The sequence below is a fragment of the Streptomyces sp. NPDC093544 genome, from assembly GCF_040683495.1.
In the GTDB taxonomy this organism is placed as follows: Bacteria; Actinomycetota; Actinomycetes; order Streptomycetales; family Streptomycetaceae; genus Streptomyces.
This window is the reverse complement of record NZ_JBFBEA010000011.1, coordinates 191,312-218,279: the sequence shown is the minus strand read 5'-3', so window position 1 is coordinate 218,279 and position 26,968 is coordinate 191,312. Positions and strand designations below refer to the sequence as shown.

Annotated in this window: 28 protein-coding genes; 24 read left to right on the top strand and 4 right to left on the bottom strand. The window is 70.0% G+C overall.

Going from position 1 to position 26,968, the window contains the following annotated elements:
- Positions 1-36 precede the first annotated feature (36 nt).
- The 4 genes from AB0N66_RS18925 (at position 37) to AB0N66_RS18910 (ending at position 5,142) form a co-directional block, all read left to right on the top strand.
- Positions 37-729 (top strand): hypothetical protein, encoded by a 693-nt coding sequence (locus AB0N66_RS18925; protein ID WP_365435826.1) that lies wholly within the window; start codon positions 37-39, stop codon positions 727-729.
- A gap of 284 nt (positions 730-1,013) precedes the next feature.
- A complete protein-coding gene (locus AB0N66_RS18920; RefSeq protein WP_365435823.1) occupies positions 1,014-2,774 on the top strand; it encodes a condensation domain-containing protein in 1,761 nt (586 codons plus the stop codon).
- Positions 2,771-4,039, top strand: a complete 1,269-nt coding sequence (locus AB0N66_RS18915; protein ID WP_365435820.1) for an MFS transporter — start codon at positions 2,771-2,773, stop codon at positions 4,037-4,039. The genes AB0N66_RS18920 and AB0N66_RS18915 overlap by 4 nt, the downstream gene beginning before the upstream one ends.
- Positions 4,039-5,142 carry a LuxR C-terminal-related transcriptional regulator gene (locus tag AB0N66_RS18910; protein WP_365435817.1) on the top strand — a complete coding sequence of 368 codons (1,104 nt, stop codon included), beginning with the start codon at positions 4,039-4,041 and terminating at the stop codon, positions 5,140-5,142. Before AB0N66_RS18915 ends, AB0N66_RS18910 begins: the two co-directional genes overlap by 1 nt.
- A 117-nt stretch (positions 5,143-5,259) precedes the next feature.
- On the opposite strand, the gene AB0N66_RS18905 is transcribed toward AB0N66_RS18910, so the two are convergent.
- Complete coding sequence (locus tag AB0N66_RS18905) at positions 5,260-5,880, bottom strand: alpha/beta fold hydrolase (RefSeq protein WP_365435814.1); 621 nt, start codon at positions 5,878-5,880, stop codon at positions 5,260-5,262.
- A 398-nt stretch (positions 5,881-6,278) separates the two neighbouring features.
- Between AB0N66_RS18905 and ngcE the strand changes: the two genes are divergently transcribed.
- Entirely contained in the window at positions 6,279-7,580 is a 1,302-nt protein-coding gene (gene ngcE, locus AB0N66_RS18900) for an N-acetylglucosamine/diacetylchitobiose ABC transporter substrate-binding protein (protein ID WP_365435811.1), read from the top strand.
- A 75-nt stretch (positions 7,581-7,655) separates the two neighbouring features.
- Here the strand turns inward: ngcE and AB0N66_RS18895 are convergent, their stop codons facing one another.
- Both AB0N66_RS18895 and AB0N66_RS18890 read right to left on the bottom strand, forming a co-directional pair.
- Complete coding sequence (locus tag AB0N66_RS18895) at positions 7,656-8,912, bottom strand: hypothetical protein (RefSeq protein ID WP_365435808.1); 1,257 nt, start codon at positions 8,910-8,912, stop codon at positions 7,656-7,658.
- Positions 8,913-8,976: 64 nt separating this feature from the next.
- The gene (locus AB0N66_RS18890; RefSeq protein ID WP_365435805.1) at positions 8,977-9,492 is read right to left on the bottom strand and encodes a SigE family RNA polymerase sigma factor; all 516 of its coding nucleotides are present in this window, start codon (positions 9,490-9,492) and stop codon (positions 8,977-8,979) included.
- A 181-nt stretch (positions 9,493-9,673) separates the two neighbouring features.
- Here AB0N66_RS18890 and AB0N66_RS18885 point away from each other — a divergent pair, with 181 nt between their 5' ends.
- Both AB0N66_RS18885 and AB0N66_RS18880 read left to right on the top strand, forming a co-directional pair.
- Positions 9,674-10,261 (top strand): hypothetical protein, encoded by a 588-nt coding sequence (locus AB0N66_RS18885; protein ID WP_365435802.1) that lies wholly within the window; start codon positions 9,674-9,676, stop codon positions 10,259-10,261.
- A gap of 4 nt (positions 10,262-10,265) precedes the next feature.
- Complete coding sequence (locus AB0N66_RS18880) at positions 10,266-10,679, top strand: hypothetical protein (RefSeq protein WP_365435799.1); 414 nt, start codon at positions 10,266-10,268, stop codon at positions 10,677-10,679.
- Between the two features lie 31 nt (positions 10,680-10,710).
- Here AB0N66_RS18880 and AB0N66_RS18875 read toward each other — a convergent pair whose 3' ends face one another.
- Positions 10,711-12,405 carry a glycosyl hydrolase family 18 protein gene (locus AB0N66_RS18875; RefSeq protein ID WP_365435796.1) on the bottom strand — a complete coding sequence of 565 codons (1,695 nt, stop codon included), beginning with the start codon at positions 12,403-12,405 and terminating at the stop codon, positions 10,711-10,713.
- A 454-nt stretch (positions 12,406-12,859) separates the two neighbouring features.
- Between AB0N66_RS18875 and AB0N66_RS18870 the strand changes: the two genes are divergently transcribed.
- The 17 genes from AB0N66_RS18870 (at position 12,860) to AB0N66_RS18790 (ending at position 26,921) form a co-directional block, all read left to right on the top strand.
- Complete coding sequence (locus AB0N66_RS18870; protein WP_365435793.1) at positions 12,860-13,816, top strand: hypothetical protein; 957 nt, start codon at positions 12,860-12,862, stop codon at positions 13,814-13,816.
- A gap of 165 nt (positions 13,817-13,981) precedes the next feature.
- Complete coding sequence (cpaB, locus tag AB0N66_RS18865) at positions 13,982-14,695, top strand: Flp pilus assembly protein CpaB (protein ID WP_365435790.1); 714 nt, start codon at positions 13,982-13,984, stop codon at positions 14,693-14,695.
- 10 nt (positions 14,696-14,705) lie between these two features.
- Positions 14,706-14,837 carry a hypothetical protein gene (locus AB0N66_RS18860; protein WP_365435787.1) on the top strand — a complete coding sequence of 44 codons (132 nt, stop codon included), beginning with the start codon at positions 14,706-14,708 and terminating at the stop codon, positions 14,835-14,837.
- Entirely contained in the window at positions 14,834-16,453 is a 1,620-nt protein-coding gene (locus tag AB0N66_RS18855; protein WP_365435785.1) for an AAA family ATPase, read from the top strand. The genes AB0N66_RS18860 and AB0N66_RS18855 overlap by 4 nt, the downstream gene beginning before the upstream one ends.
- Positions 16,450-16,824, top strand: a complete 375-nt coding sequence (locus tag AB0N66_RS18850; RefSeq protein ID WP_365435782.1) for a TadE/TadG family type IV pilus assembly protein — start codon at positions 16,450-16,452, stop codon at positions 16,822-16,824. Before AB0N66_RS18855 ends, AB0N66_RS18850 begins: the two co-directional genes overlap by 4 nt.
- Before the next feature lie 26 nt (positions 16,825-16,850).
- Positions 16,851-18,194 carry a CpaF family protein gene (locus AB0N66_RS18845; RefSeq protein WP_365435779.1) on the top strand — a complete coding sequence of 448 codons (1,344 nt, stop codon included), beginning with the start codon at positions 16,851-16,853 and terminating at the stop codon, positions 18,192-18,194.
- 49 nt (positions 18,195-18,243) lie between these two features.
- On the top strand, positions 18,244-19,185 hold the full coding sequence (locus tag AB0N66_RS18840) for a type II secretion system F family protein (protein WP_365435777.1): 942 nt from the start codon (positions 18,244-18,246) through the stop codon (positions 19,183-19,185).
- Between the two features lie 7 nt (positions 19,186-19,192).
- Positions 19,193-20,089: a DUF5936 domain-containing protein gene (locus AB0N66_RS18835; RefSeq protein WP_365435774.1), complete on the top strand. Its 897-nt coding sequence runs from the start codon at positions 19,193-19,195 to the stop codon at positions 20,087-20,089.
- Positions 20,089-21,630, top strand: coding sequence for an ATP-binding protein (locus AB0N66_RS18830; RefSeq protein WP_365435771.1), 1,542 nt, complete (start codon positions 20,089-20,091; stop codon positions 21,628-21,630). The genes AB0N66_RS18835 and AB0N66_RS18830 overlap by 1 nt, the downstream gene beginning before the upstream one ends.
- Entirely contained in the window at positions 21,623-22,357 is a 735-nt protein-coding gene (locus AB0N66_RS18825) for a response regulator transcription factor (protein ID WP_365435768.1), read from the top strand. Before AB0N66_RS18830 ends, AB0N66_RS18825 begins: the two co-directional genes overlap by 8 nt.
- 117 nt (positions 22,358-22,474) lie before the next feature.
- A complete protein-coding gene (locus AB0N66_RS18820) occupies positions 22,475-22,675 on the top strand; it encodes a hypothetical protein (RefSeq protein WP_365436085.1) in 201 nt (66 codons plus the stop codon).
- Positions 22,672-23,277: a pilus assembly protein TadG-related protein gene (locus AB0N66_RS18815; RefSeq protein WP_365436082.1), complete on the top strand. Its 606-nt coding sequence runs from the start codon at positions 22,672-22,674 to the stop codon at positions 23,275-23,277. The genes AB0N66_RS18820 and AB0N66_RS18815 overlap by 4 nt, the downstream gene beginning before the upstream one ends.
- Before the next feature lie 15 nt (positions 23,278-23,292).
- Entirely contained in the window at positions 23,293-23,889 is a 597-nt protein-coding gene (locus AB0N66_RS18810) for a hypothetical protein (protein ID WP_365435765.1), read from the top strand.
- A 2-nt stretch (positions 23,890-23,891) separates the two neighbouring features.
- The gene (locus AB0N66_RS18805; protein WP_365435762.1) at positions 23,892-24,530 is read left to right on the top strand and encodes an OmpA family protein; all 639 of its coding nucleotides are present in this window, start codon (positions 23,892-23,894) and stop codon (positions 24,528-24,530) included.
- Between the two features lie 97 nt (positions 24,531-24,627).
- Positions 24,628-25,500, top strand: coding sequence for an LLM class flavin-dependent oxidoreductase (locus tag AB0N66_RS18800; protein ID WP_365435759.1), 873 nt, complete (start codon positions 24,628-24,630; stop codon positions 25,498-25,500).
- 53 nt (positions 25,501-25,553) lie between these two features.
- Entirely contained in the window at positions 25,554-26,057 is a 504-nt protein-coding gene (locus tag AB0N66_RS18795; RefSeq protein ID WP_365435757.1) for a GNAT family N-acetyltransferase, read from the top strand.
- A gap of 93 nt (positions 26,058-26,150) precedes the next feature.
- Positions 26,151-26,921: a class I SAM-dependent methyltransferase gene (locus AB0N66_RS18790; protein ID WP_365435754.1), complete on the top strand. Its 771-nt coding sequence runs from the start codon at positions 26,151-26,153 to the stop codon at positions 26,919-26,921.
- Positions 26,922-26,968 lie beyond the last annotated feature (47 nt).

The following is a 26,968-nucleotide window of genomic DNA, read 5'->3' as shown; positions in this document are numbered from 1 at the left end:
CGGGCAAGAGGTACAGACCAATAGGGGGCGAGCATCGTGGAGATCACCACCGCCACGCGGTCCGGGGGCGGACCGGACGGCAGCGAGGACCTCGTGGTCGCCGGAGGCCACTTCGCCCTCCTGCTCGACGGGGCAGGCGCAGACACCGGCGCAGACACCGGCGCAGGCACAGGCACAGGCACCGGCACCGGCGAGGTGGGGGGATGCGGTCACGGTGCCGGCGGCCTGGTGAAGGAGCTCGGAAGCCGGCTCGCCGACGGTCTGATCCGGAACGAGGACGCACCCCTGGGCGCCATGCTCCGCCGCGCGTTCGAGTCCGTCCGAGAGGCCCACCGCCTGCGCTGTTCGTCCACTCCCGCCCGGGGGCCGGTCCCCCCTTCGGCGATGGTCGCCGTCCTGCGGGAACGCGGGCACTTCCTGGACCTGCTGGTCCTCGGCGGTGTGACCGCCCTGGTCCAGTTCCCCGACCTGACCGTCAACGCCGTGCGTGGACGCCGGCCGGCCGCGGGCGGTGCCACGGAAGAAGTCCCGGCCGTAGTGGGCAGCCTGCCCGCGAAGGACGTCCACCGTGTCTGTCTCCTCAGCGGCGGGGCCTACCGGCTCGCCGAACCGTACGAGAAGCGCTGGCCCCTGCTCCTCGACCAGTTCGGCAGCGCGGGCCCGGACGCCTTCGTCTCCGCGACGCCGTACGACGACGCGTCGGTGGCGCTCTGCGTCCCGCGCCTGTGAACGAGCGGTCGGCGGCGGGTCGAGTGAGCGGTCGGGCGGCCGGCTGAGCGACGGGCTGAGCGACCGGCCGAGCGACCGGCCGAGCGACCGGCCGAGGGACCGGTCGACCGACTGACCAGGCAATCGGCTCGGTGACCGGCCGCGATGCAGGCCGAGCCACCAAATCCCGTCCCGTCCCCGCATCCGTACCCCCGCCGTCCCACGCCCCTGCACCCCTGCACCCCTGCACCCCTGCACCCCGCACCCCCGTCGTTCCACACGCCAACGACCCCCGAGGTGACCAGTTGCCACAGTTCACGGTGCCTTTCTCCGGTCCGCGCAGCCGTAGCGGGCCGCTCTCCTTCGGGCACGCCAACATCGTGCGCGCCATCACCATCGACGACGACCCCACCCGGCTGAACCTCGCCATGGTCTTCGACGCTCCCGCCGAGGCCGACGTCGACCACGTCGCGGGGCTGTTGCGCACCCTGGTGGAGCGGCACGAGTCGCTGCGCACCACCTACCGGCTCACCACGCCTCCGGTGCAACACGTCGCCGCAGACGGTGAGTTCAGGATCGAGCTGGTCGAGTCGGCGGAGGCGGCGGGCGATCCGCTGACCGTCGCCGAGCGCACGGCCCGCCGACTGCGCGCCAAGGTCTTCGACCTGACCGCCGAACTACCGTTCCGCGCGGCCCTGTTGACGCGCGACGGCGTGCCGCTCCATCTGGTCTGGGTGGTCACACACGCCGCGATGGACGTCGCCGCGTGCGAGACCCTGCACAGCGAATGGACGGCACTGTCTCAGGGCCGGCCGTTGCCGCCGCCGTCCGTACAGCCGCTCGACGTGGTCGAGTTGGAGGGAACCCCGCGCATCCAGCGGCTCGGCGCCGGAGCCCTGCGGTACTGGGAGGCGCAGATGCGCCGGGTGCCGCAGGCGATGTTCACCCCGTCGTACGCCGCCCCGGCGAAGACCTCCTGGCTGCACGCCGGACTCAGCATCCGCTCCCGTACCGCGCCAGGGCATCTCAAGGCGATCGCCGAGCGGACCGGCGGCAGCCCCTCCGCTGTAGTGCTCGCCGCACTGACCGCGCTGCTCGCCCACCGCACAGGGCACCGCACGGTGGTCACCACCTCGCTGTCCGGCAACCGGGTGGTCCGCGCGCTGCGGGGCTTTGTCGGATCGCTTGCCCAGGACGCCGTCCTGCCGGTCGAGTTCGACGGTCTCGACGGGTTCGACGACGTGGTGCGCAAGGTCCGTTCCACCGCGCTGCCCGCCTACCGCAGCAGCTGGTTCGACCCGACCGCCGTCTGGCAGGTCATCAACGGCGTCAGCGGTGAACGCGGCATCAGCTTCGCCCGCGACCTCGTCTTCAACGACATGAGCGCGCTGGCCATGGACGCCGACTCGCCGGACCAGTCCGCGCGCGGTCGGCTGCCCGGGGTCTGGATCCCCGGCCACCAAGCCCCGCTCGAAGAGGACCCCGAACTCGGCGGCAGCATCACCTGGCTGCCCGCCGAGGACATCCCCTGCCGGTTCTTCGCCTGCCTCTACCGGATGGACGAGGAGTTCGAACTGACCCTGTGGGTCGACCCGCAGACGCTGGCCGCGGCGGAGGCCGAGGAGTTCGGCCGGACGCTGCTGCGCCTGCTGCGCGCCGCCGCCGAGGCCGACCTGCCGCTGAAGGACCTGCCGGCGCTGACCACCCTCCCACCCACCGAGCGCGGCGACGGCTGGGTCCTCAGCGATCACACCTGGATCGAGCCCGCCGCCGTACGGGATCTGCTCGCGGAGGTCACCGGGGACGTCCCGCACGCGGTCACCGTCGTACCCGACGAGCGGATCGGTCATCGGGTGGTGTGCCATCTGGCCGCTCCGGCCAATCCGGAGGCCGTCCACGAACGGGCCCTGGTGGCGCTGCCCGGCCGGGTCACGGCCATCGTCCCGCACCACTACCTCGTCCACCCGTCCCCGCCCGCCGACGATCCGGCCGACCCTGCCGCCTGGGCCGAGTTGCCGGTCATCGCCGAAGCATCCGGCCGCACCCGAGGACGTGACAACACGTGAGTACGGAAACCGACCTCCGCACCGACAAGGGCGGCGCCCCGGCAGCGACCCTGTGGACCACCAACTTCCGCCTCTACTTCGGGGCCCGCACCAGCTCACTGCTCGGCGACGCCATGCTGCCCGTCGCACTGTCCGTCGGTCTCCTCGAAGCCGGTTACGGCAGCGGGGGCGTCGGCTACGCGCTCGGTGCCTGGATGGGGGCCCTGGCCCTGTGCATGCTGTTCGGCGGCGTGCTCGCCGACCGGTTCACGCCCCGCCGCATGATGGTCCTCGCCGACCTGGCACGGCTGCTCATCCAGGCCGCCATGGCGGCCATGTTCATCACCGGTCACACCTCGCTCTTGGCGGTCGTGGCCCTGCAGTTCCTCTCCGGCTGCGCCACCGCGCTCTTCCAGCCCGGCGTGGCCAGCATGGTCCCGCAGGTCGCCACCGACGTGCAGCGGGCCAACGGCGTGCTGCGGATCGCCGAGTCCACCGCCGGAGTCCTCGGTCCGGCCCTGGCGGGTGTCCTCGTCGGGCTCTCCGGAGCGGGCACGGTCTTCGCCATCTACGCCGCCACGTACGGCATCAGCGGCCTCTGCCTGCTGGGGCTGCGCATCAAGTCGGCCGTGGCGGACGCCTCGGAGTCCTTCCTGCGCCAACTGTCCACCGGTTGGACGGAGTTCCGCTCCCGCCCCTGGCTGTGGGGTGTCATCTCGACCTTCCTCCTGTACGGCTGCTTCGTCGCCGGTGTCTCCCTGCCGGTCGGCGCGGACCTGGTCGTCGACGAACTGGGCTCCACCGGCCTGGCCATCGGCATGGCCGCGCTGGGCGGCGGCGGGGTGATCGGCGGCATGGTGGCGATCAAGGTGCGCAGCAGCCGCCCGCTCGCCGTCGGTTCGGTCGGCTGGGCGCTGTACGCGCTGTCGCCGGTGGTGACCGCGGTGCGGCCGAACATCGTCCTGCTGGCGTTCGTCTGGGCGCTGGCCGGTGCCGGGCTCGCGTTCTGGGCGGTCATCTGGACGACGACCGTCCAGACGCAGATCCCGCCCGAACTGCTCAACCGCGTCTACGCCTACGACGTGGCCGGCTCACTGCTCTCCATGGCCCTCGGGCGCTCCCTGGCCGGCCCGCTGGCATCCCTGGCCGGGCAGCGCACGCTGATGGTGCTCGCCACCGTGCTCGGCCTGCTGTGCAGCGGGCTGCTGCTCGCCGTACCCGCCATCCGGCAGTTGCGCGCCTTACCCGTCGGCCCGCTGCCCACCGGAGACGACCGGAGGAACTGATGTTGGACATCATTCCCGCACCGAATCCGCCGTCCGGGCCGCGCACCCGCGAAACCGTCGACGTGTTCGCCGTACAGGTCTACGAGTTGGTCCTCAGCCGGCCGGGCGTGACCCGCGAGGAGGTCGGGCGCGCCCTCGACGCGCCCTGGCAGCGCGTCGACGAGGCACTCGGTGTGCTGCGCACCCTCAGACTGGTCAAGGCGGCGGTCGGCCTGCGGGACGAACTGGTCGCCGTCGATCCCGAGGCCGCACAGATCGAGCTGACGGTGCCGCTGGAGCGCGCCATCCACGACAACCGGCGCAGGCTGGCCGGGGTCCAGGGCCAACTGCAGTCCTTCGTGGAGGCGTTCAACGACAGGGGACACGACAGGCCTCGCGGGGGAACGGTGGTCGTCACCGACGACGCCGAGGAGATCGAACTGCGACTGGTGGAGGCCGCGCACCGGTGCACGCGGGAGATCCTGCTGATGCAGCCCTGCGTGGCCCAGGAACACCCCGAGCTGCGGCAGGCACATCCGCTGATCCTGGATGCTCTGCAACGAGGGGTACGGGTACGGGTGTTGTACCCGCACACGGCCCGCGGCGACGCCGGGACCCGGGCCCGTATCCGTGAACTCGTCGCGGCGGGCGGGGCGGTGCGCACGTCCCGCGAGATCCACCGGCGGTCCCTGGTCTTCGACCGGAACACCGCCTTCGTCCCGGCCGAGTCCACCGTGGACGCCGATACGGGAGCCACCGTGGAAAGCGATACGGGAGTCACCGCCGTGTACGAGCCGGCGGTGGCGACCTTCCTCGGCAGCCTCCACGACCTGGTCTGGGAGCCGGCGTTCCCGCTGGAAACCGCCACGGTCGGCTACGGGGACGTCCGCAACGATCTCAGGTCGACCATCCTCGAACTGCTCGCCGCGGGTATCAAGGACGATGCGATCGCCCGCCGGATCGGGCTGTCCGAGCGTTCCCTGCGCCGCCATGTCGCCGCCATCATGCGGGATCTGGCGGCGGGCAGCCGCTTCCAGGCGGGGGTGATGGCCGCGCGGTCCGGCCTTGTCGACCCGGTCCGGGCGGGCGCGCTCACGGACCTCGGGGAGGAAGGGGCCGCCTGATGAGCCCGACGCGAACGTGAACACGTACACGGGAACGCACGCACGGGAACGAAGCGGCCTGTCGGAGGGCACAGTGCCTCCGACAGGCCGCTTCATGCGGGTCAGGATTCAGAGCGGTCAGGCCGCTCGTCGCTGGGCCAGCAGCCAGTCGTAGACCTCCGGGTTGTCGTACGTCCGGGTCCACGAGTCGTGGCCGACCCCGGCGTAGCGTGTGAAGCGTGCCTGGTTGCCGCGCTGGTGCAGGGCGTCGACGACCTTCTCGGTGTGCTCGATGGGGATGTTCTGGTCGTCCTCGCCGTGGAAGGTCCACACCGGGAGCATGCCGATACGGTCGGCGGCCTCGGGCATCCACGATCCGCAGATGGGCACGGCGGCGGCGAACCGGTCCGGGTAGCGGGCGGCGATGCACCAGCTGCCGGCGCCGCCCATGCTCAGGCCGGTGACGTACACCCGGTCCGGGTCGATGTGGTGCTGCTCGATCACCTCGTCCAGCAGCGCGTACACCCCGGAGATCTCGGCGGCCCAGGTGCTGTAGGCGGGACACTGCGGCGCGAGCACGACGAAGGGCAGGTCGGCGCCCTGTGCTATCTGCTTGACCGGGCCGTGGGCGACGAGGTCCAGCGGACTGTCACCCCGCTCCGACGCACCGTGGAGAAACAGCAGCAGAGGCCAGCGGGCTCGCTCGTCCTGACCGTATTCACTCGGCAGGGAAAGAGCGAAGGGAAGACTGTTACCCACATTGTCCACTTTGAACGTGGACGTTTGAAGATCGGAGGTCATAATCCCAGCATCCTGCCACCGGACACTCACTGTCAATGAACCCTCGTGGGGCGGAGGAAATGGCAAAAGAACTTCCCCTGCTTTTACGGGCAAGACTGCCGGTGCCGCCCTTCCCCGGCCCACGGTGATGGCCGAACAAGACAAAGGTACAGGTCAGTTGCGTAGTCCAAGGATCAAGGACTTCCTCTCGCGGGAAATCGGCCGCTCCGTATCGCTATAGCTTCCTTATGGCTTGCCCCTTGCGGTCGCCAGCTACTGTTCTTCCGTGCATTCGCCCGCCGCGGAATCCACCGAATCGTATGACGCAGATTCGTATGGCAGGGATTTCCGTAGCGCGACCTGGGGAGATTTCACAGATGGCCACGCAGCACACGGCTCCGGCAGCAGGAAACCCCTTCGGGGTCCGGGAATCCGACGCCCTGGAGGTCGTCGTCTTCGACGGCGGGCTCGGCGACCGGTACGTCCTCGACGCGGAGGACCGCTACCGTACGGCGTTCCCCGGGGCGCGTGTCACCCACACCGCCGTGCCGGACATCGAGACCCTGCTCCGGCCCCGCTTCGACGGCGGCACCCCGCCCGACCTGGTCGACAACACCGGCCCCGGTTCGCTGCCCACCGCGGCGCTGGCGGCGGCCGGGGAGCTGACCGACCTGCGGCCACTGCTGGCGGCGCCCTCGTACGACGACCCGGCGAAGACCGTCGGCGAGACGCTGATACCGGGGGTCGCCGCGAAGGGCCGGTTCGGGGGAGAGGAGATGTGGGCGCTCAACTACGCCTACACGGCCTTCGGCATCTGGTACTCCCAGCAACTGCTCGACAAGTACGGCTGGTCGTACCCGCGGACCTGGGACGAGATGCTTGACCTGTGCGCGGAGGCGAAGAAGGCGGGCATCGCCGGCTGGACCTACCCCGGCGCCTATCCGTACTACCTCCAGTGGACGCTGTACCCCTTCATCGCCAAGATCGGCGGCACGGACGTACTGAAGTCGATCGAGAATCTGGAGCCCGACGCCTGGCGGCATCCCGCGGTGCGGCAGGCCTTCGAGGCCTATCACGAGCTCACGGTCCGAGGTCATGTGCTGCAGGGCAGCCCGCAGTTCGACCACGTGCAGGCACAGGCCGCCTGGACCCGGGGCGAGGCGCTGTTCATCCCCAACGGCACCTGGGTGGAGAAGGAGACCGGGGACACCACTCCGCCCGGTTTCCGGATGACCGTCGCCCCGCCCACCGGTCTGGACGCCTCGGACGCCCTGCCCTTCGGCACAGTCTGGGCGCAGGTCGGCGAGGCCTATGTCATCCCCCGCGACGCAAGGAACCGCGGCGGCGCGATGGAGCTGCTGAGGCTGATGCTCAGCCGCGGGTCCGCGCGTGACTTCGCCCTGCACTCCTCGTCGTTGACCACCGTGCGGGGTGCCGTCGAGGGAATGGACCTGCCCTCCGGGCTCGCCTCGGCGGACGCGATGCTGGCCGCGGCGGGCAGCCACATCGTCGCGCCACGCACCGACTGGTACCAGACGCTCAACCGCGAGGTGATAGCCGGGATCATCGGCGAGATGATGGCGGACCGCATCAAACCCGCCGAGGCGATCGAACAGATCCAACGGGCCGCGGACGCCACCGCGAACGACCCCGCGGTCAAGAAGTACCGCCACCCCTGACCTGAACAGGGGCGGCGATCCCGAGCGTGCCGCGGCCGGGAGCCTTTTGACGGCGGCCGGTCCCAGGAGGGAGGCTCAGCCGACCGTCAGCCACTTCGGGCTCGTGGCGATCGCCTTGAGCTGATCGATCGTGACCGCCGGAGTCTCGCGCGTCGCGTCGCTCTCCTGACTGCCGGAGTTGAACGCGCTGATCACCACCCGCCTGCCGTCGGTCCTGATGGTGTCGGCGGTCCACATGACGACCCCCGAGCCGCCCTTCTCGCCGGGCCCCTGATGGGTGACGACCTTCGTGCCGTCGGGCAGGACCTCGGCGTCCGGGCCGAAGAGCTGGTCCTCTACATCCGACATGTCGGGCTGGACATTGATCTGGATCAGGCTCTCGCCCTGCCCGTCGTCGACCACGACATAGGCGAACTCGGTGTCCTGGCCGCCCTTTCCGACCACCTCGACGTCGTCGGGGAGCAGGGAGACGAGCGTCGACCGGATCGCCTCGCTGTCGATGCCGGCGGGCGGCGCCTCGGGCGTCTTGGTCGGCTTCTTCGGGTCTTCGGGCATCGTGTCGATCGCGGTACGCCATCCCGTGGCCGCGGCCACGTCCTGCAACCGGTCTGTCGACAGCGGTGGTTCGTCCCTGCTGACTGCTGCGTCCTTCTCGGCCGGTGCGTTCCATTCGCTCACACTGATGTGCTGCCCCTGCGGAGTGACAAGGTCCGCGGTCCACAGCTTCGTGTCCACGCGGCGGTCCGGATACTCGTACCCCTTGAACAGCATGAGCGCCGAGCCGTCGGGCAGTCGGCTGGTGACGCAGGAGTCGTACGGAGTCAGTGCCTTGTCCGGGCATCCGACGGCCTGGCGGCTCTGCTCACTGTCCGGCACGAGCTGACCGAGGCTGACCATGACGGCGGCTTTGCCATGGCCGTCGTCGTACACGACTTGTGCGTACGGTGTCAGCGTCTCGTCCGTGCCCCGCGACTGCTGTCCACTGAACTCGCCCTCGGGGAGCAGCTCTTCGAGGATGCGTACGAGTTCGTCGCCGGAGATCGCGCCGGCTTTCGCCTGGCCCACGGACGACGAGGTCCCCGGGCTCGCCGCCACCGAACGTTCACCGTCTCCGCCGCCCCCGGGAACGAGCAGCGCACCGCCCAGTGCCACCAGGGCGACACCGGCCACCCCGCCCACGACGGCGGCCTTCCGACGGAACAGGAGCCTGCGCCCGCGTACCTCCCCGGCGGTGACCAGTGCGCTCCGGTCGGTCTCGTAGGACCCGCCGGCCTGGCGCAGGGCCGCGCCGATCCGCTCCTCGAACTGCTCTTCCGGCTCTTCCTCGGGCATGGCGAACCAACCTCTCCGCGGGTCGATAAGTCGATGTGGGTGTGAGTGAGTTGTGGGCGCCGGTTCAGGGTGTCGCGTACTCGCCGAGGGCGTCGCCGAGCAGGACGCGCAGCCGGGCGAGGGCGCGGACGCAGCGGGTGCGCACCGCGGCCGAGCTGACGTTCATCGCCTCGGCGGTCTCCTCGATGCTGCGGTCCTCCCAGTAGCGCAGGACGACCACCGCCCGGTCCTTGGCGGACAGTTGGCCGAGCGCCTCGACCAGGGTCAGTCGCAGGGGTGTGTCGGCGTCGGTCGAGTGCGGGGCGGGGAGGTCGGGGAGCACGGCCGTGGCGCGCTCCCTGCTGCTGCGGCGCCGCTGGTGCGCGAGGAACGTACGGGTCAGGACGGTCTGGGCGTATCCCGCGGGGTTGTCGGCCTTGGCGACCCGGTGCCAGCTGACGTACAGCCGGCCGAGCGTCTCCTGCACCAGGTCCTCGGCGAGATGGGTGTCCCCGCCGGTGAGCAAGCATGCGGAACGGTACATATGCCCCGCGCGTGCCGCCGTGAACTCCTGGTAGCCCTCCGCCCGGCCCTGTCTCATGCGCCGCCCTCCCCGTGACTCCCTACGGCCCTCACCTCTCTGATGCCGTGGACCCGGCGAAATGTTTCAACGGAGAGCACGGAGAGCACGGAGCGCGAGGAGTTGGGACGCGTATTCGAGGTCACCCCATGGTGTAGCACGCGGGCATGAAGTCGCCCGGCGGTCCCTAGGGTTGATCGTCATGAGGTCAGACTTCGGACTGGCCGCCGCTGCGGTGGCGACCGTCCTCCTTGCCGTCCCCCAGCCCGCGGCGGCGGCCGCGGATTCCGCAGATCGGGCCGCCCCGGCCAGGTGCGTCGACGGCGGGGAGGATTCCCGGGACCGCTCCTCCGTCCACGAGGAGGAGATCCGCTGGGAGGACGGGACCAGGTTCAACGACGCGCTCGCCCACGCGAACAGGGCCTGGTCCACCGGCGGCCTCACCCAGGTCCGGATCAGGTCCGCCGACTCCAACTCGACCGCCGATCTGCGCTGGCGTGATGTGAACCGCACCGGGCCGGGCTGGAAGAACGTCTACGGCAAATGGTCGTCGGGGCCGGGAGTCGACACCATCCACCTCAACCGGGCCTACCTGGACGACGGCAGGCGGCGGGGCGACACCAGGGCCCGCCGCGTGGTGGCCGCGCACGAACTGGGCCACGCCCTCGGCTTCTGCCACAAGTCGGCCGACCGGTACGCGACGTTGATGGACGCGGACTTCGGGCGCCTCCCCGAGGACGGCAAGCCGACGCAGGACGACCGCCGGAACTATCGCAGGCTCTGGGGATGAGGGAGTGAGGAGAGCCCGTACCGCGGTTGTCCCAGCCGTCGCCGCGCTGGTCCTGGCCGGTGGCGGCTGGATCGGCCAGGAGAGCCCGGACAAGGCCGAGTCCGCGGAATCCGTCACCCGCTACGACCCCGCCGACCCCAGCCAGGTCGCCGCAACGGCCGACGACGTCTTCATCGCCGACGTCCTTGCAACCGGGGGCCGCAGAACCATCGACGAGGTCGACTGGGACCTCTACCGGGTCCGGGTCGGCGAACGGAGGAAAGGCGACCGCACCGGCACCGTGCAGGTGGCCGTGGAACACGGCGGCCCCCTGCTCAGGACCGGTGCCAGCTACCTCTTCGCGACCAACCGCTTCCCGCACCCCGCCGACGGCAACGGCCAGGTGGCCGAGACGACGCCGAGGGCCGCACCCCCGTAGGGAGTGCGGCCCACTGGAGGAAACGGACGTACTACGGCAGTGAGTGGACCTTGGGTCCGACCGAGTTGGACCAGGCGTTGCCCGCCGTGGCGTCCCAGTTCGTCGACCAGGTCATCGCGCCGCGCAGGTCCGGGTAGGTCTTCGACGGCTTGAACGTGCCGCAGTTGGTGCCCACGGTGAGGCAGTCGAGGGCGTTGTTCACGATCGTCGGGGAGACATAGCCGCTGCCCGCGCCGCTGGTGGAGGCGGGGAGGCCGAGGCCGACCTGGGACGGGGCGAGGCCGCCCTGCAACTGGATGCAGGCGAGCGCGGTCAGGAAGTTCACCGTGCCCTGCGAGTACACCTGGCCGTCGCAGCCGAGCATCGAACCGCTGTTGTAGTACTGCATGTTGACGACGGTGAGGATGTCCTTGATGTTCAGCGCCGTCTGGAAGTAGGTGTTGGACGTGGACTGCATGTCGATCGTCTGCGGCGCCATCGTGATGATGAGCGACGAGCCCGCCTTGGTGGAGAGTGACCTCAGCGCCTGCGTCATGTACGTCGCGTTGAGACCGTTCTCCAGGTCGATGTCGACGCCGTCGAAGCCGTACGTCGTCATCAGGGTGTAGACGGAGTTGGCGAAGTTCGTCGCGGACGTCGAGCTGTTCACCGCCACCGTGCCGGTCTCGCCGCCGATGGAGATGATGACCTTCTTGCCCGCGGCCTTCTTGGCCGCGATGTCCGCCTTGAACTGGTCGACGGTGTAGCCGCCGAGCCCGGCCGAGTCGAGGTTGAAGGTCACCGCGCCCGGTGTCGTCGTGGCCTCGGCGAAGGCGACGGCGATGATGTCGTACTGGGACTGGACGGCGGAGATCTTCTGGACCGTCGCGCCGTTGTTGAAGTTCTGCCAGTAGCCCGTCACGGCGTGCTTCGGCAGCGTGCCGCCCCCGCCACCGCCGGACGCGGTCGTCGTACCGGTGACCGTCGCCGATTTCGCCGACTCACCGGCCGAGTTCGTCGCGGTGACCTGGAAGGTGTACGAGGTCGAGGCGGCCAGCGAGGACACGGTCGCCGAGGCTCCCGTCACCGACTGGACCTTCGTGGCGCCCTGGTAGACGTTGTAGCCGGTCGCGCCCGACACCGTGTTCCAGGCCAGGGAGACGGAGGAGGACGAGGTGGAGGAGACGGCCAGACCGGCCGGGGCCGCCGGGATGGTCGGGGCCGGATCGCTGCCACCGCCGCCGTCGGGGCCGAACACCTGGAGGTCGTCGGCGTAGTAGGGGGCCTGCCCGTACCAGCCGTTCGTGTACACCGTCACCGAGGTCGTCGAGGCGCCCGTGGTGAAGGTGGTCGTCAGCTGCTTCCAGGTGGCGGAGTCGGGCGTCCAGGTCGACACGTCCGTCGTACCCGTGCCGGTCACACCGAGGTACGTGTACCCGCCCTGCACCCAGGCGCTCAGCGTGTACGTCGAGTTGGGCTTGACGGCGACGGCCTGCGTGCACTTGGCGTTGTCCTGCCCGGCCGGCGTGCCCTTCAGCGCGGCCGCGCCGCCGTGCACCGGCGAGGTGACGGTCGTACCGCTGCTCGCCGAACACGTCCAGTTGGCCAGGCCCGATTCGTAGCCGGCGTTCTTGGCGTTGTTGATGTCCGCGGCCGAGGCATCGGTGGCGAGGCCGGCGACGGTGAGGAAAGAAGCGGTGACGGCGGCGGCGAGGAGCCCCGCCCAAGTGCGTCTGCGTCCGGACATGCCTGATACGCGGTCCACTGAGACCTCCGGTGAGGGGGGAGGGGATGGGGAGAGATGTGGGGAAGATGCTGGGGAAGGGGATACGGGGGGTACGGGGGAGTACGGGGGAGTACGGAACGGCGGCCACCGTCGTTGGGGTACAAGGTGGTCCAGACCAATTAGGTTGTCAAGACCTCTGGCGGTCCCTGGCCTCCCAACGGCCTTACTGGCACACCGAGTTGTGGCATATGCGTTTCACTCTCCGTTGATCATGCCCGCACCTTCAGTGAGTTGATCTCGCGAAGTCGGTGTTGAGCGGGGCATGCCGTGGATATGGTGCTGATGCAGGAGGGCGTCACAGTGGCGATCTACGGCCATATGTGAAGGTCCATGGCGAAAAAGGGGCGATCTGAGGCGGTGGTTGACCACTCCGCCGCAGTGAAAGGCCCGCCGCAGCGAACGGGGTGTGTGCAGCGTGCCGACCGCGATAGCCGTCACCAGTCCCGATCTGGTGCTCCCACCGCACGACCGGCAGACCCCGCCCGCCGTCGTCCAGCCCCTCGACACCCTCGAAAGTTCCCTCCTGGGGATGCACGCGCTCATCGAGCAGCACGGGTACGTCATCTCGCTCTACCCCGCCTCGGTCTCCGACGCGGTGACGCAACGGCTGCGCACCGTCCGCTCCGTCCTGGAGAGCGACCGCATCGCCCTGCTCGGCATCGACCTGCCGCCGCTCGGAGTGGCACTGCTGGCCCAGCAGTTGAGGCAATTGTCCGTTTGCGACTTCAGTCCGGGCGTACTCGCCTCCGCCGCCCGCCTGCTCGCCCACTACATCTACGCCGGCGCCCTGCTCGGCTCGGTCGCCAAGCTCGACCAGGTCCCGGTGTCCCTGAAGTCCCACGCCAAGTCGTGGGTGCCGGGCGCCCAGTTCGCCGTACTGGCCAATCCGCGGCCACAGCTCGTGCGCGTCGGCCAGGAGGAGCTTGCCGGGCCGGAGTTCGGCACCCGGCTGCTCGCCGCCGCAGGTCAGGCGCCCTCCGACTGGGTCACCGCGACGCTCGCGCCCGCCTGGCGTGTGCAGGGCGTCGAGACCGTACCGCTGCCGGAGGAGTCGGCGCGCTGGTGGGGGACCGGGAAGCTCGTCGAGTTCGCCGCCGGGCTGTACGACGTGTCCGTGCTCTACCAGCTCGTGTCGTCCGTCCGGCGGGAGCAGTGCCACTGGTGCGGGCTCGAACTCATCGGTGACCGCTGCGGGTTCTGCGCGGCGCCACTGCCACCGCCGTCGTCCCAGCCGTCGTCGTCACAGCCGCAGCCGTCGTCACAGCCGTCGCCGTCGCGGTCACTGTCCGCACCGCCATCGTCCTCGGAGCTTCCGGCTGCCGCCGTACGGGCAGCCTCTTCTGTACGCGCCCTGCCCCCGGGTGCCACGTAAGCATCGCCGCACCGCACCAGGTACGACCGCTCGACCCCGCCGTCCCCGCCCCACGATCGAGGTTGTCCGGATCATGCTGCATCACCCCGGGGGACAACCCCCGGACCCCCGGCAGGAAAAGCAGCTCCGCTCAGTCCCCGGCACGCACCTACGAGGTGAGAATCAGTGAACTCACGCCAGCGCCGCGGCGTCATCCTGCTGGTCCTCTCGGCCCTGTGCGCCATGGGCGCTTTCGCCGGAGTGCTCTCGGTGATCCGTGACGTGAACTCCAAGGTCGGGCCGGAGGTGGCGGCGTACCGCCTGAAGGACGACATCGCGCCCTACAAGGAGCTGTCGGCCGACCAGTTCGAGAAGGTCGAGATGCCCGAGCGGTGGCTGTCGTCCACGGCCGTGACCGACCTCTCCCAGGTCCGCGGCAAGATCGCGGTCACCCAGCTGGAGAAGGGCTCCCTGCTCCAGACCGACATGATCGTGGACCGGCCCGCGCTGGAGGCGGGCCAGCAGGAGATCGCGATCATGATCGACGCGTCGACGGGGGTCGCGGGCAAGATCAACCCGGGTTCGCGGGTCAACATCTACGCCACCTTCAAGGCCGAGGACACCAAGAGCGTCGACCAGTCCAAGGTCATCGTCGAGAACGCCCGTGTCATCGACGTCGGCAAGCTCACCGCCCTCGAACCCGGCCAGTCCACCGCCGACCGCACCCGGACCGCCACCCAGGCCGTCCCCATCACTTTCGCGCTCGACACCGCGGACGCCCAACGCGTCGCGTTCGCCGAGTCGTTCGCCGAACACGTCCGGCTCGCCCTGGTGGCTGGCGGCTCGGACACCCCCGTCGCTCCCGGCGACCGTACGTACACCCTCGACGAGGACAAGTAGGAGGCCGGGCATGACGACCAGGAGGCCGGGCGTGACGACCGCGAAGCCAGTTGTGGTGAAGGCGCGGCGGCGCGCGGCGGCCGCTACGCCGACGGTGGCGATGGTGAAGCCGACCGTGGCGACCCGTAGGTGCGTCCGATGACCATCCGTATTCTCCCGGCCGTCGGTGACATCGACTCGGCGCGCGCGCTCACCACACTGCTGAGCCAGCTCGCCGATGCCGAACCGGCCCCGCCGGTCCCCGACTCCACGGCCCTGCTCGACACCCTCGCGCGGCTCGCCGCGGAGTCCCTGGACGAGCTGCCCGAGGTCGTTCTCGTCCATGAACGGATAGGTCCCGTCCCGGCGTTGGACCTGATCCGGGACCTGGTGATGCGCTTCCCGGCGGTCGGTGTCGTCCTCATCACCGCCGACACCGGCAACGGCGTGCTCACCGCCGCCATGGACTCCGGCGCCCGCGGCATCGTCGGCCTGCCGCTGGGCTACGACTCCCTCGCGGAACGCGTCCAGGCGGCCGCCGCCTGGTCGCTCGGCATGCGCCGCCATCTGATCAGCGGTACGCCCGAGTTGTACGCGGGGCCCGGCGGCACCGTCGTCACGGTGACCGGTGCCAAGGGCGGCGTCGGCGCGACGGTGACGGCCGTCCAACTCGCCCTCGCCGCGCGGGCCTCGGGTCGCGACGTGGCCCTGGTCGACCTGGACCTCCAGTCCGGGGACGTGGCCTCCTACCTCGACGTCCAGTTCCGCAGGTCGATCGCCGACCTCGCCGGGATCAGCGACATCAACCCCCGCGTACTCCAGGACGCCGTCTATACCCACGACACCGGCCTCGGCCTGCTCCTCGCCCCCTCCGAGGGCGAACGCGGCGAAGAGGTCACCGACCGGGTGGCCCGCCAGGTCCTCGCCACCCTGCGCTCCCGCAACGACGTCGTGATCGTCGACTGCGGCTCCCAGCTGAACTCCGCGACCGCCGCCGCCATCGAGATGGCGGACCACGCCCTGCTCCTGGTCACCCCCGACGTCATCGCCGTACGCGCCGCCAAACGCATGATCCGCATGTGGGACCGCCTCCAGATCCGCAAGGCCGAGGAGACGACGACCGTCGTCAACCGTTTCGCCCGCGGTACGGAGATCCAGCCCTCCCTCGTCGAGAAGGTCACCGGCACCAAGGTCGCCCGCGCCGCCATACCCGCCGCCTTCAAGGAACTCCAGTCCGTCGTCGACGCGGGCCGGCTCCAGGACCTGGACGCCCGCTCGACGGTGAAGCAGGCGCTGTGGGCGCTCGCGGGCGAGCTGGGGCTGGTCGTCGCCCAGGAGGGCGGGGGCGGCGGCAGGCGACGTAAGGCCCCGTCCTCGGACCGGGGCGTGCTGGCGCTGCGGCGAAAGGGTGGCGACCGAGGCGCCGTGACCCTCGAATTCGCCGGGATGTTCCCGCTGTTGCTGGTCGTGATGACCATCCTCTGGCAGTGCGTGTTGTACGGCTACTCGTACTCGCTCGCCGGGAACGCGGCGGACGAGGCGGCCCGCGCGGCGACGGCGGCGTACGCGGTGAACGGCGATGTGGGCGGGGCGTGCCAGGCGGCGGGGAGTGAGCATCTGCCGGGGGCCTGGGACGGCGCCCAGATCGGTTGCGCCCCGGCCGGCCCGGTGATGAAGGCGACCGTCAGCGTCGATGTGCCTCTGTTCTTCCCCGGGTTCGACGCGGGGTGGACCGTGAACGGGGAAGCGGGCGCGGCGTTGGAGGGCGATGGCGGATGAGGCTCTCCCAGAGGTGTCGGGACTTGAGGCATCGGCTCCGGGACGACCGGGGCGTCTCCATCCTGGAGTTCGTCGGCTTCCTGCCGATCCTGCTCGTCATCGGGATGGCAGCCATCCAACTGGGCCTCATCGGATACGGCATCAACCAGGCCGGCACCGGGGCGCGAGCCGCCGCGCGGGTCGCGTCGCAAGGCGGGGACGGCAACGCGGCCGGCCAGGCCGCCGTGAGTGGGTGGCTGGACCCGGTCGTGTCGGCTCCCGAGGGCCCGGACCTCACCACCGCCACCGTCACCGTCCAAGTCCCCTCCGTAATACCCCTCTTCGACGACGTGACCATGGCGCGCAGCGCCACCATGCCCACCGACGACTGACCGCCCGTACGAGAGGAGCCGAATCCATGAGCCTGCGTTCCCGCATCGCCGCCCCCGACGAGGGGGGACCCGCCCGTGAGGACGGACACCTCGTCGCCTCCTACCGCACCAAACTGCTCGAAGAGATCGACCTCGCCGAGATGTCGAGTCTGACGGCGGCCGAACGCCGCTCGCGGCTGGAGCGCGTACTCGGCCACATCATCAGCCGAGAGGGCCCGGTCCTCTCCTCCGCGGAACGCTCCCAGCTGATCCGCCGAGTCGTCGACGAGGCCCTCGGACTCGGCGTCCTGGAACCACTGCTCGCCGACGCGTCGATCACCGAGATCATGGTCAACGGCCCGGACTCGATCTTCGTCGAGCGAGCGGGACGGGTGGAGCAACTCCCGCTCCGCTTCGCCTCGAACGAGCAGCTGATGCAGACGATCGAACGCATCGTCTCCACGGTCAACAGGCGGGTCGACGAGTCGAACCCCATGGTCGACGCCCGCCTCCCCACCGGCGAACGCGTCAACGTCATCATCCCGCCGCTCGCGCTCACCGGCCCGACCCTCACGATCCGCCGCTTCCCCCGCGCCTACACACTCCCGGAGCTGATCGGCCTCGGCACCCTCGACGAGCAGATGCTGATGCTCCTCGCGGCGTTCGTCCGGGCCCGCTTCAACGTCATCGTCAGCGGCGGCACGGGCAGCGGGAAAACGACCTTGCTGAACGCCCTCTCCGGGCTCATCCCGGCCCACGAACGCATCATCACCATCGAGGACTCGGCGGAACTCCAGCTCCAGCAGGAGCATGTGATCCGCCTCGAGTCCCGCCCCCCGAACGTCGAGGGCAAGGGCCAGGTCACCATCCGGGACCTGGTCCGCAACTCCCTCCGGATGCGCCCCGACCGCATCATCGTCGGTGAGGTCCGCGGCGGCGAGACGCTCGACATGCTCCAGGCGATGTCCACGGGTCACGACGGCTCCCTCGCCACGGTCCACTCCAACTCCGCCGAGGACGCGCTGATGCGCCTGCAGACCCTCGGTTCGATGTCCGAGGTCCAGATCCCCTTCGAGGCGCTGAAGGACCAGATCAACTCGGCCGTCGAGGTCGTCGTACAGCTCTCCCGGCACGCCGACGGCTCCCGCAAGGTCACGGAGATCGCGCTGCTGGTCTCGCACGGCCGCGAACAGTTCCGTATCGCGCCCGTCACCCGCTTCGTACCCCGCCCGGTGGGCCCCGACCGGATCGTCCGCGGCTACTTCGAGCACCTCCCGCTTCCGCGCGCGGTCGCGGAGAAGCTGTACGTCGCGGGCGAACCGCTGCCGCCGGCCTTCGGCGTGAGCGAGGCCCCCGTCGACGTACTGAACACGAGGCAGGCCATCGGATGAACCCCAGGTCGGAGAGCCGGATGCCCCCCAGGTCCGGGAGGTGTGAGCCATGAACAACCCTGCCCTGCTCGCCCTCGGCGCGACGGTCCTGTGCGGCACGCTCGCCGTCGCCGGCGTCCACGCGTACGTCTCCGGACGCGCCCATCGACAGGCACTGGTGGACCGCCTCTCGGGCGCCGGCCCGCTGCGCACCGCGGCCGGCCGCGTACGCCGTTTCGCCGGCGTCGACCGGCGACTGCGCCGTACCCGAGTCGGCCGGGCGATCCACCTGCGGCTTTCGGCGACCGGACTCGACCTGACGGCGGGGGAGTTCTTCACGTACGTCGCCGCCGTGGTCGTGGCTCTCTGGCTGATCGCGGCGGCGGCACTGGCTCCCTTCTTCGGCCCGATCGCCGCCGTCCTGGGCGCCTGGAGCGCGGCGGTCTTCCTCAACTGGCAGCGTCAGAAACGTATCGAGGCCTTCATCGGCCAACTCCCCGACGTGGCACGTCTGCTGGCCAACGCGACGGCGGCGGGACTGGCGCTGCGTACCGCCCTGGCGATGGCGGCGGAGGAGCTGGAGGCCCCGGCGGGCGAGGAACTCGCCCATGTGGCGGACCAGTTGACGATGGGCAGGACGGTCGACGACGCCCTCGCCGAGCTCTCCGAACGCCTCCCGTCCCGCGAACTGATCGTCCTGGTCACGACCCTCGTGCTCGCCAACAAGGCGGGCGGATCGGTCGTCAGTTCGCTCCGCAACCTCACCCAGACCCTGGAGGACCGCAAGGAGACCCGCCGCGAGGTCCGCACGATGCTCTCCGAGGTCAACGCCACCGCCTTCACGGTCCCGTTCCTGGGCATCGGCTCACTCGTGCTGATCAACTCCTCGAACGAAGGAGCCCTGGCCCGCGTCACCGGTTCCCCGCTCGGCCAGGGCCTGGTGCTTCTGTCCCTGGGGCTCTACACCGTCGGCTTCTTCGTCATCCGCCGCCTCGGCAAGATCGACGTATGAGGGAGGGATGACGTTGCTGCCGCTGCTGCTTGCTCTCCTCATGGCCGCCTCGATCGCGGGCGTTCTCCTGGGCATCCGCATGATCCGCGCCGACGCCAAGCTGCCCTCCGACCTCCAACTCGCCCTGGAGGTAGGCGGAACCCGCGTCTCCAAGGCGGACTCGGCCGTTGACCGTCTCGGCATGCGCTTCGCCCCCGCGGTCCTGCGTCTGATGGGTCCCCGCCGCGTCGACGCCAAACGCCGCCGCATCGACATGGCGGGCAACCCCGGCGGCCTGACGCTCAACCGCTACGCGGCCCGCCGGGCGGTGTACGGCGTCTTCGGCGTCGTACTCGGCTTCGTCTTCCTCTCCAACGGCCAACTCCTCTTCGCCGCCCTGACCCTGGCCTTCGGCCTGGTGGCCGCCGACGCCCTCATCTGGCAGGCCGTCCGCGAACGCAAGGAGGTCATCGACCGCACCCTCCCCGACTTCCTCGACGTCCTCGCGGTCGTCGTCTCGGCGGGCCTCGGCTTCCGCCAGGCCCTGGACCGCGTCGCCGAGAAGTACGAGGGCCCCTGGGCGGACGAACTGCGCATCACACTCCGCCAGATGGACGTGGGCGTCAGCCGCCGCCAGGCCTTCGACGAACTCCGCAGGCGCAACACGTCCGAGCAGGTCGCCCAGTTCGTGTCGGCGTTGCAGCAGGGCGAGGAACTCGGCTCCCCGATCGCCGACACCCTCATCCAGCTCGCCAACGACATGCGCCGAACCGACGCCCAGAACGCCCGCCGCCGCGCCGCGAAAACCATCCCCAAGGCCACGATGGTCACCCTCGTCTTCATGCTCCCGGCAACGATGATCCTCATCGCCACAGGCATGTTCCTCGGCTCGGGCACCGACTTCGGCTCAATCCTGGGCCGCTGATGAGCACCCGCCGACTGACTTCGCTGTGGGCCGTGCGTGCCGGGCGCCGTCACAGCTGCCGTCCTGGCTGTGGGCATGCGTGCCGCCTGGGGCGGCGCCCGTCCCAAAGCGAGCGGCACCCGGCAAGCGCCGGTAAGCGCACCCACCCCGACGGCACCCCGAACGCCGGGTCCCTGGAAGCCGGCGCAGGTGCAACCTGGCCCAACGGCGACGCCGGTTACCTGGCGGACGACGCCCCTGCTCCGGGTAGCATCCGCCTCCAGCTGAACGCCCTACAGGCCCTCTGCCGCCAGGCCTTCGCCGTACGCCTCGCGGCCATCGCGATAGGCGCCCCCGTCGCGATGGCCAACGCGACAGACGGCCCACCCCGCTACGCCGTACTCGCCGCCGCGGTCCTCGGCGTCATGGGCTCGTACGCCATGCTCCGCGACTGGGACCGCTTCGGCCCCCGTCTCCTGGCCCACCCCACCCTCATGGCCGTGGACCTCACCTTCGGCGCGATCCTGCTCCTGACCGCGTCCCCGGCCTCCCCCCTCGCCTACGCGACGGTCTGCACCCCACTCCTGGCAGGCCTCCTGTACGGCTGGCGCGGCTCGGGAGTCTTCACCGGCCTGCAACTGATCGTCCTGCTCACCGTGTACAGGGCCTGGGCACACCACGCGGGAGCAGGCGCCAACACCCTCCTCATCGCGGGCTTCTGCGTAGGCGCCGGCATCATCGGCGTCACCCTCCGCAACCTGATGTTCCGCTTCGGCGCGGCCAGCCAGGCACTGTCCGAGGCGACCGCCCGACTGGCCGTGGCGGAAGCCGTGGAGTCGGAACGAGCCCGCCTGGCCCGGGAGATGCACGACTCGGTAGCGAAGACACTCCACGGCCTGGCGTTGGCGGCGGAGGCGCTGGCGGCATCGGCGGACGCCTCGGACGCCTCGGACGCCTCGGACGCCTCGGACGCCTCGGACCCCTCGGATCCGAAGGCACGCAACGCACTCGGCGCACTCAAGGGCCAGGCGACGACCGTGGCGTGCGCGGCGCGCAGAGCGGCGGCGGAGTCACGCGCACTCCTGTCGGACCTGCGCCACCACACGGACCTCGTCTCCGAACTGACGCTCCGCACAGCGGACTTCGAGTCGCACACGCAGATCCGAACCTCCCTGAACCACAAGGGCGGCCGTTGCCCGTCCCTCCCCGACACCACGGCCCACCATGTCCTGGCGATCGTGTCCGAGGCACTGGAGAACACCCACCGCCACGCGGACGCGAAGCGGGTCACGGTCGAACTGGAAGCCTCCGACACCGCCCTCACGGTCCGCGTCCAGGACGACGGACGTGGCCTGCCCGCGGCCACGACGCTCCAAGACGCAACGAAAACCGGCCACTTCGGCCTGCTGGGCATGACGGAACGGGCCGCCACCCTCAACGCCCGGATCCACCTGGGCCCATCCCCACAGGGAGGCACAGAGGTAGCCGTAACGCTCCCTGTCACCCTTCCCTCCCCGCCCGGCGTCCCCCAACCCCCTCAACAGGAGGCCGCACATGCCTGACCAGGCACTTCCCGGCCCGCCGCCCCTACGTGTACTCGTGGCCGACGACAACCCGGTCGTCCGGGCCGGCCTCACCGCACTGCTCGGCGGCCACCCGGACATCGAGGTCGTGGCGGCGGCGGCCGACGGCGAAGAGGCCCTCGCCTGTGCGGCCCGCCTCACCCCGGACCTCGTACTCCTCGACGTCCGCATGCCCGGCACCGACGGCCTGACCGCCCTGCCCGGCCTGGCCCGTCTCGCCCCCGTGATGATGCTGACGTACAGCCGCGAACCCGAGGTCGTGGCCGAGGCCCTGCGGCGCGGCGCGACCGGCTACCTCGTCCACGGCGAGTTCACCGCCGCCGAACTGATCACGGCCGTACGGAACTTGAGGCACGCCACTCCGACTTTCACGAATTCACTCGGTGTTTCCTACGAACCGAACAAAATTTCTTCGCATCTGCAACCATCTGTGGGACAGTCGTCGAAGGCTCGGCTCACATACGCGGCGGCCCGGCACCGCCGCACCCCCAACCAGCCCGACTTCGGCCTGAGTTCAAGGGAGGCGGAGGTAATGGACCTCATCGCATCCGGCATGAGCAACCGCCAGATCGCCGCCACCTGCTTCATCAGTGAGAAGACCGTCAAGAATCACATCAACCGCATCTTCGCAAAGCTGCACAGTTCTTCGCGCAGCGAAGCGATCGCCCACTGGCTGGGTACGGCGCACGAGGGGTGGACCCGGTGACTCCGAGACGGGCACCGGTGCGGGGAAGTTGGGCCCATGGACCCACTCGCAGTACGCGGGTTCTCACGTACGGTGCTCGGGTTGGTATTGGTGGCGTCGGCTGGGAAGGCAGAGACGATGAGCAGGTTCGAGAAGTGGACGCGGACCGTTGCCTCCCGGATGCGGGGCGAGGGGCGGGACGCGGGGGCCGGGTTCGTGGAGTATGCGGGCCTGATGATCATCATCGCGGGGATCTTCACCTTGATCGACCAGATCGGCCTGGACGGCTTGATCTCGGGAGCGATCAGGACCGCCGTCACTCAGGTCACTGGAGGCTGATCCGAACACTCCGCGGCGATCGAGGACAGACGCTTCCCATCTACATCTGGCTGACGGGGATCCTGCTCTTCGCCGCGTTCACCTTCTTCGTGTTCGCCCAGGCAGCGTCCGCCCGCAATGGAGCCCAATCCGCGGCGGACGCTGCGGCGTTGGCGGCTGCGCAGGACGCGCGGGACGAGATTGTGGACGAACTGGGCGTTGCCATCGGCCAGGAGGACAACTGGCTGGACTGGCTCGACGGCGACCTCGACCCTGCGGGTGCGGGTGCGGCCGCAGCGGCCCAGCAGTTGGCCGCCGAGAACAACTCGACCCTTCAGGGCGTGGAGTTCGTCACGAGGAACGGCTTTCCAGGGTTCGAGGCCGACATCCAGACCAACTACACGGTCGGTGACTCGTTCCTTCCCGGTACGGAGGACATCCGTGCCACGGCCCACGCAGTTGCTGTCATCCAGCCGCGATGCGACTTCGATCTGGACGCGGATCCCGAGAATCCCGTCGAGCTCGACTGCGACGGGGAGATCGTGAACATCGACCCCGGAGTTTTCGATCCGGACGACCTTCCGGATGCGTCTGTGCTGTTCTCTGTGCATCTGGCTGAATGAGAGGAACTCGTACCGATGGAACTCCGGCACACCATGAAGGGCCGCAGGGCACTGACCGCGGTGGCGATCACGACTGGGCTGCTCCTCACGGTGTCCGGGTGCGGCGGAGGGGACGACGGCGACAAGCCGGAGTCGGCAGCTTCCTCCTCCCAGTCCTCCCAGAGTGACGACAGTGGCGCGAAGGAGGAGTCGCAGACGCCGAGTCAGGAAACGGTGCTTGCCGAGGTCAAGGGAGACGACATCACGCTCACCATCTCCTCGGCCGTTCGTGACCAGGGTGGCTACGTGACGGTCAGCGGCAAGGTGACCAATGGCGGTGGCCAGTTCTGGATCGCCTCGAACTGGCGCGGGGACGAAAGGGAGTTGAGCGGGAACGGCGCCTCGTTGGCCGGAGCATCCTTGATCGACAGCAAGGGCAAGAAGAAGTACCTGGTCCTACGGGACACCCAGGGGCGCTGCCTGTGCACGAAATTCGAGGGAGGTGGCGTGGAAGCAGGACAGACGGCGGACTGGTTCGCCCAGTTCCCCGCCCCGCCCGTGGAGACCACCGCCGTCGATTTCCAGGTAGGCGCCATGCCCCCCGCCTCCATCGAACTCACCGAGGGCGAGTAACCATGGCCCTCCCACCCCGCACCGCCGCGACGACGCTCACCGCTCTCGCCGTACTGGCCACCCTGAGCCTCACCGGGAGTCCGGCGCACGCCGCCGACGACCCGAGCGCGCCCCCAGGCAGCGTCACCACACCCTCACCCCCCGAGGTCGACGCGAACAGCCCGGGCCTGAAGCTGGCCGACGGCGGGACGCTCGCACCCGCGAAGGTCCTCGACATCAAGTCAGTAGTAGAGGACCTCGGTGGCGAGGAGCGTCGCGAGGACACGAACTCGGATGTGACGTTCGCGCTTCAGGCCGAGGTGCTCTTCCCCAAGGACAGCTCGAAACTGAACCCCGAGGCCCGTTCCCGTATCCAGGCGATCGCGGACGAGATCAAGGCCCAGAGCGCGACGACCGTCCGGGTCTTCGGCTTCACCGACAACCTCGGCTCGTACGGTCACGGCCTCACCCTCTCCAAGAACCGTGCCGAAGTGGTCCACGACCAACTGGCCTCCTACCTCGGCTCGATGGACGTGACCTTCGAGGTACGCGGCTACAGCGAGGACTACCCGATCGCCGACAACACCTCGGAACAGGGGCGCAGGAAGAACCGCCGGGTGGAGGTGACCTTCCCGCGTGGGTCGGCCGGCGATCAGAGCTGACCGATTCGGCCACCCTCGACGGGTATAGCTGACCATACGGCCACCCCGGACGGGTATAGCGGTTGTCCGCCGTGACAACCGCAGGTAAGAAGGCCCTATGACTGGACTTGGCGCGGTGTTCCGGCCTCAGCTGCCTCCCGAACGTCTGCGTGCCGTGGCGCGCGCGGCGGACGAGGCGGGACTCGAAGAACTCTGGTTCTGGGAGGACTGTTTCCTTGAAGGCGGGATCTCGGCCGCGACGGCCGCGCTCGCCTGGACCGAAAGGCTGCGGGTCGGAGTCGGCCTGCTCCCCGTCCCCCTGCGCAACGTCGCCGTCACCGCGATGGAGACCGCCACGCTGCACCGGCTGTTCCCTGGGCGCGCGATCCTGGGCGTCGGCCACGGCGTACAGGACTGGATGGGACAGGTCGGGGCGCGGGCCGAGTCGCCGGTGACCTTGCTGCGCGAGTACCTCGACGCCTTGCGCGCGCTGCTGCGTGGGGAGCGGGTCAGCACGGACGGGCGGTACGTGAAGCTCGACGGCGTCGCCCTCGACTGGCCGCCGACCGAGGTGCCGGAGGTACTCACCGGTGCCACCGGGCCCCGTACGCTCCGGCTCTCCGGTGCGGCTGCGGACGGCACCATCCTCACCGCCTCCACCTCGCCCGAGGGGGTACGGCAGGCACGCCTGCTCATCGACGAGGGACGGGCACAAGCCCAGCGGACCGATCACCACCGGGTGGTCGTCTACCTTCACGCGGCCACCGGGCCCGATGCCGAGGCCCGTCTGCGCGCCGAGATCGAGGCCAGTGGCGAGGCTTCGCTGCCCGAGCACGGAGTCGCCGGTGACGCGGGCGCGGTAGCCAAGGCAGTCCAGCGCCTCGCGGACGCCGGAGCCGACACCGTGATCCTCCAGCCGACCGCCGACGAACCCGACCCCGAGGGTTTCGTACGGTTCGTGGCCGGCGACGTACGGCCGCTGGTCCCCTGAAGGGTCCTGAGGGGAACCCCGATTGTCAGTGCCCGGTGCCACACTCCCTGAGCATGAGCGACGACGTGGAGATCGTGGGAATCAGGGACGTACAGGACACCGATCTGGAGCTGTTCTACGAGCAGCAGCTGGACCCGGAGGCGGTGCGGCGAGCGAGGTTCCCCTCCCGGGAACGGGAGGCCTTCATGACCCACTGGGCCACGAAGGTCCTCGGCGACAGCACCGGCTTCGTTCAGACGATCACCGTCGCCGGCGAACCGGCCGGCAACATCGTCGCCTGGTGGGCGGACGAACCGGACCAGCAGGAGCCACGGCGCTTCATCGGCTACTGGTTCGGTCGCCCCTACTGGGGCCGGGGCATCGGCACCCAGGCACTCACCCTCTTCCTGGGTCTCGAAAGGACCCGCCCCCTGTACGCCGATCCCTTCGCCGGCAACACCGCCTCGGTACGCCTCCTGGAGAAGCACGGTTTCCAGCACACCGGGACGGTCCGGTACGGCGAGGACGAGCACGCCATGCTCGTACTCCACGAGGGACCCTCCGGGGAACGGCGCTAGGCAGGGCTGAAGCAGGTGCCTGTAGGCGGGGCGGGGGCGGGGCGGGGTGAAATTCCCTCGCGCTCCTCCCGCGGCCCCTGGGAGGATCCCCGCATGCCCACCTCCCACCGCACCTTCGAAGCCCTGGTCGCCGAGGCCGACGCCGCGTCCGTCGACGGCTGGGACTTCTCCTGGTTCGAGGGCCGGGCCACCGAGGAGCGGCCCTCGTGGGGGTACGCGCGCGCCATGGCTGAGCGGCTCGCGCACGCGTCCGCCGCCCTCGACGTCCAGACCGGCGGCGGTGAAGTCCTCGTCTCCGCGGCGGAGTTGCCACCGCTCACCGTCGCCACCGAGGGCTGGCCGCCGAACGTGGCCAAGGCCACCGCCCTGCTCCACCCGCGCGGCGCCGTCGTCGTCGCCTCCCCGGAGGACGCGCCGCTGCCCTTCGCGGCCGAGGCCTTCGACCTGGTCGTCAGCCGTCACCCCGTCCGCACGTACTGGGACGAGGTCGCGCGCGTCCTGCGCCCCGGCGGCACCTTCTTCTCCCAGCAGGTCGGCCCGGCGAGCGTCGTGGAGGTCGTGGAGTACTTCCTCGGCCCGCAGCCGGACGAGATCAAGAACGGCCGGCACCCCGACCGTGCCGTCGCCGCCGCCGAGGCCGCCGGGCTCGACCTCGTGGACCTCCGCTCGGAGCGCCTCCGTATCGAGTTCCACGACATCGGAGCCGTCGTCCACTTCCTGCGCAAGGTGATCTGGATGGTCCCCGGCTTCACCGTCGACCAGTACCGCCCCCAACTCCACGCCCTGCACAAGCAGATCGAGACCGAGGGCCCGTTCCTCGCCCACAGCACCCGCTTCCTGATCGAAGCCCGGAAGCCGGCATAGCGCGCAAGCCCGAAAGCCGGGACAGCGCGCCTACGCGGGGCGGCCCG

Bases quoted from the DNA above. Each gene is read 5' to 3' on its own strand.
- AB0N66_RS18850 (WP_365435782.1), top strand. From the start codon at position 16,450: ATGAGGCTCTCCCAGAGGTGTCGGGACTTGAGGCATCGGCTCCGGGAC.
- AB0N66_RS18835 (WP_365435774.1), top strand. From the start codon at position 19,193: ATGACGTTGCTGCCGCTGCTGCTTGCTCTCCTCATGGCCGCCTCGATC.
- AB0N66_RS18890 (WP_365435805.1), bottom strand. From the start codon at position 9,492: ATGAGACAGGGCCGGGCGGAGGGCTACCAGGAGTTCACGGCGGCACGC.
- AB0N66_RS18825 (WP_365435768.1), top strand. From the start codon at position 21,623: ATGCCTGACCAGGCACTTCCCGGCCCGCCGCCCCTACGTGTACTCGTG.
- AB0N66_RS18795 (WP_365435757.1), top strand. From the start codon at position 25,554: ATGAGCGACGACGTGGAGATCGTGGGAATCAGGGACGTACAGGACACC.
- AB0N66_RS18885 (WP_365435802.1), top strand. From the start codon at position 9,674: ATGAGGTCAGACTTCGGACTGGCCGCCGCTGCGGTGGCGACCGTCCTC.
- ngcE (WP_365435811.1), top strand. From the start codon at position 6,279: ATGGCCACGCAGCACACGGCTCCGGCAGCAGGAAACCCCTTCGGGGTC.
- AB0N66_RS18810 (WP_365435765.1), top strand. From the start codon at position 23,293: ATGGAACTCCGGCACACCATGAAGGGCCGCAGGGCACTGACCGCGGTG.
- AB0N66_RS18830 (WP_365435771.1), top strand. From the start codon at position 20,089: ATGAGCACCCGCCGACTGACTTCGCTGTGGGCCGTGCGTGCCGGGCGC.
- AB0N66_RS18875 (WP_365435796.1), bottom strand. From the start codon at position 12,405: ATGTCCGGACGCAGACGCACTTGGGCGGGGCTCCTCGCCGCCGCCGTC.
- AB0N66_RS18840 (WP_365435777.1), top strand. From the start codon at position 18,244: ATGAACAACCCTGCCCTGCTCGCCCTCGGCGCGACGGTCCTGTGCGGC.
- AB0N66_RS18790 (WP_365435754.1), top strand. From the start codon at position 26,151: ATGCCCACCTCCCACCGCACCTTCGAAGCCCTGGTCGCCGAGGCCGAC.
- AB0N66_RS18805 (WP_365435762.1), top strand. From the start codon at position 23,892: ATGGCCCTCCCACCCCGCACCGCCGCGACGACGCTCACCGCTCTCGCC.
- AB0N66_RS18895 (WP_365435808.1), bottom strand. From the start codon at position 8,912: ATGCCCGAGGAAGAGCCGGAAGAGCAGTTCGAGGAGCGGATCGGCGCG.
- AB0N66_RS18855 (WP_365435785.1), top strand. From the start codon at position 14,834: ATGACCATCCGTATTCTCCCGGCCGTCGGTGACATCGACTCGGCGCGC.
- AB0N66_RS18845 (WP_365435779.1), top strand. From the start codon at position 16,851: ATGAGCCTGCGTTCCCGCATCGCCGCCCCCGACGAGGGGGGACCCGCC.
- AB0N66_RS18910 (WP_365435817.1), top strand. From the start codon at position 4,039: ATGTTGGACATCATTCCCGCACCGAATCCGCCGTCCGGGCCGCGCACC.
- AB0N66_RS18800 (WP_365435759.1), top strand. From the start codon at position 24,628: ATGACTGGACTTGGCGCGGTGTTCCGGCCTCAGCTGCCTCCCGAACGT.
- AB0N66_RS18860 (WP_365435787.1), top strand. From the start codon at position 14,706: ATGACGACCAGGAGGCCGGGCGTGACGACCGCGAAGCCAGTTGTGGTG.
- AB0N66_RS18820 (WP_365436085.1), top strand. From the start codon at position 22,475: ATGAGCAGGTTCGAGAAGTGGACGCGGACCGTTGCCTCCCGGATGCGG.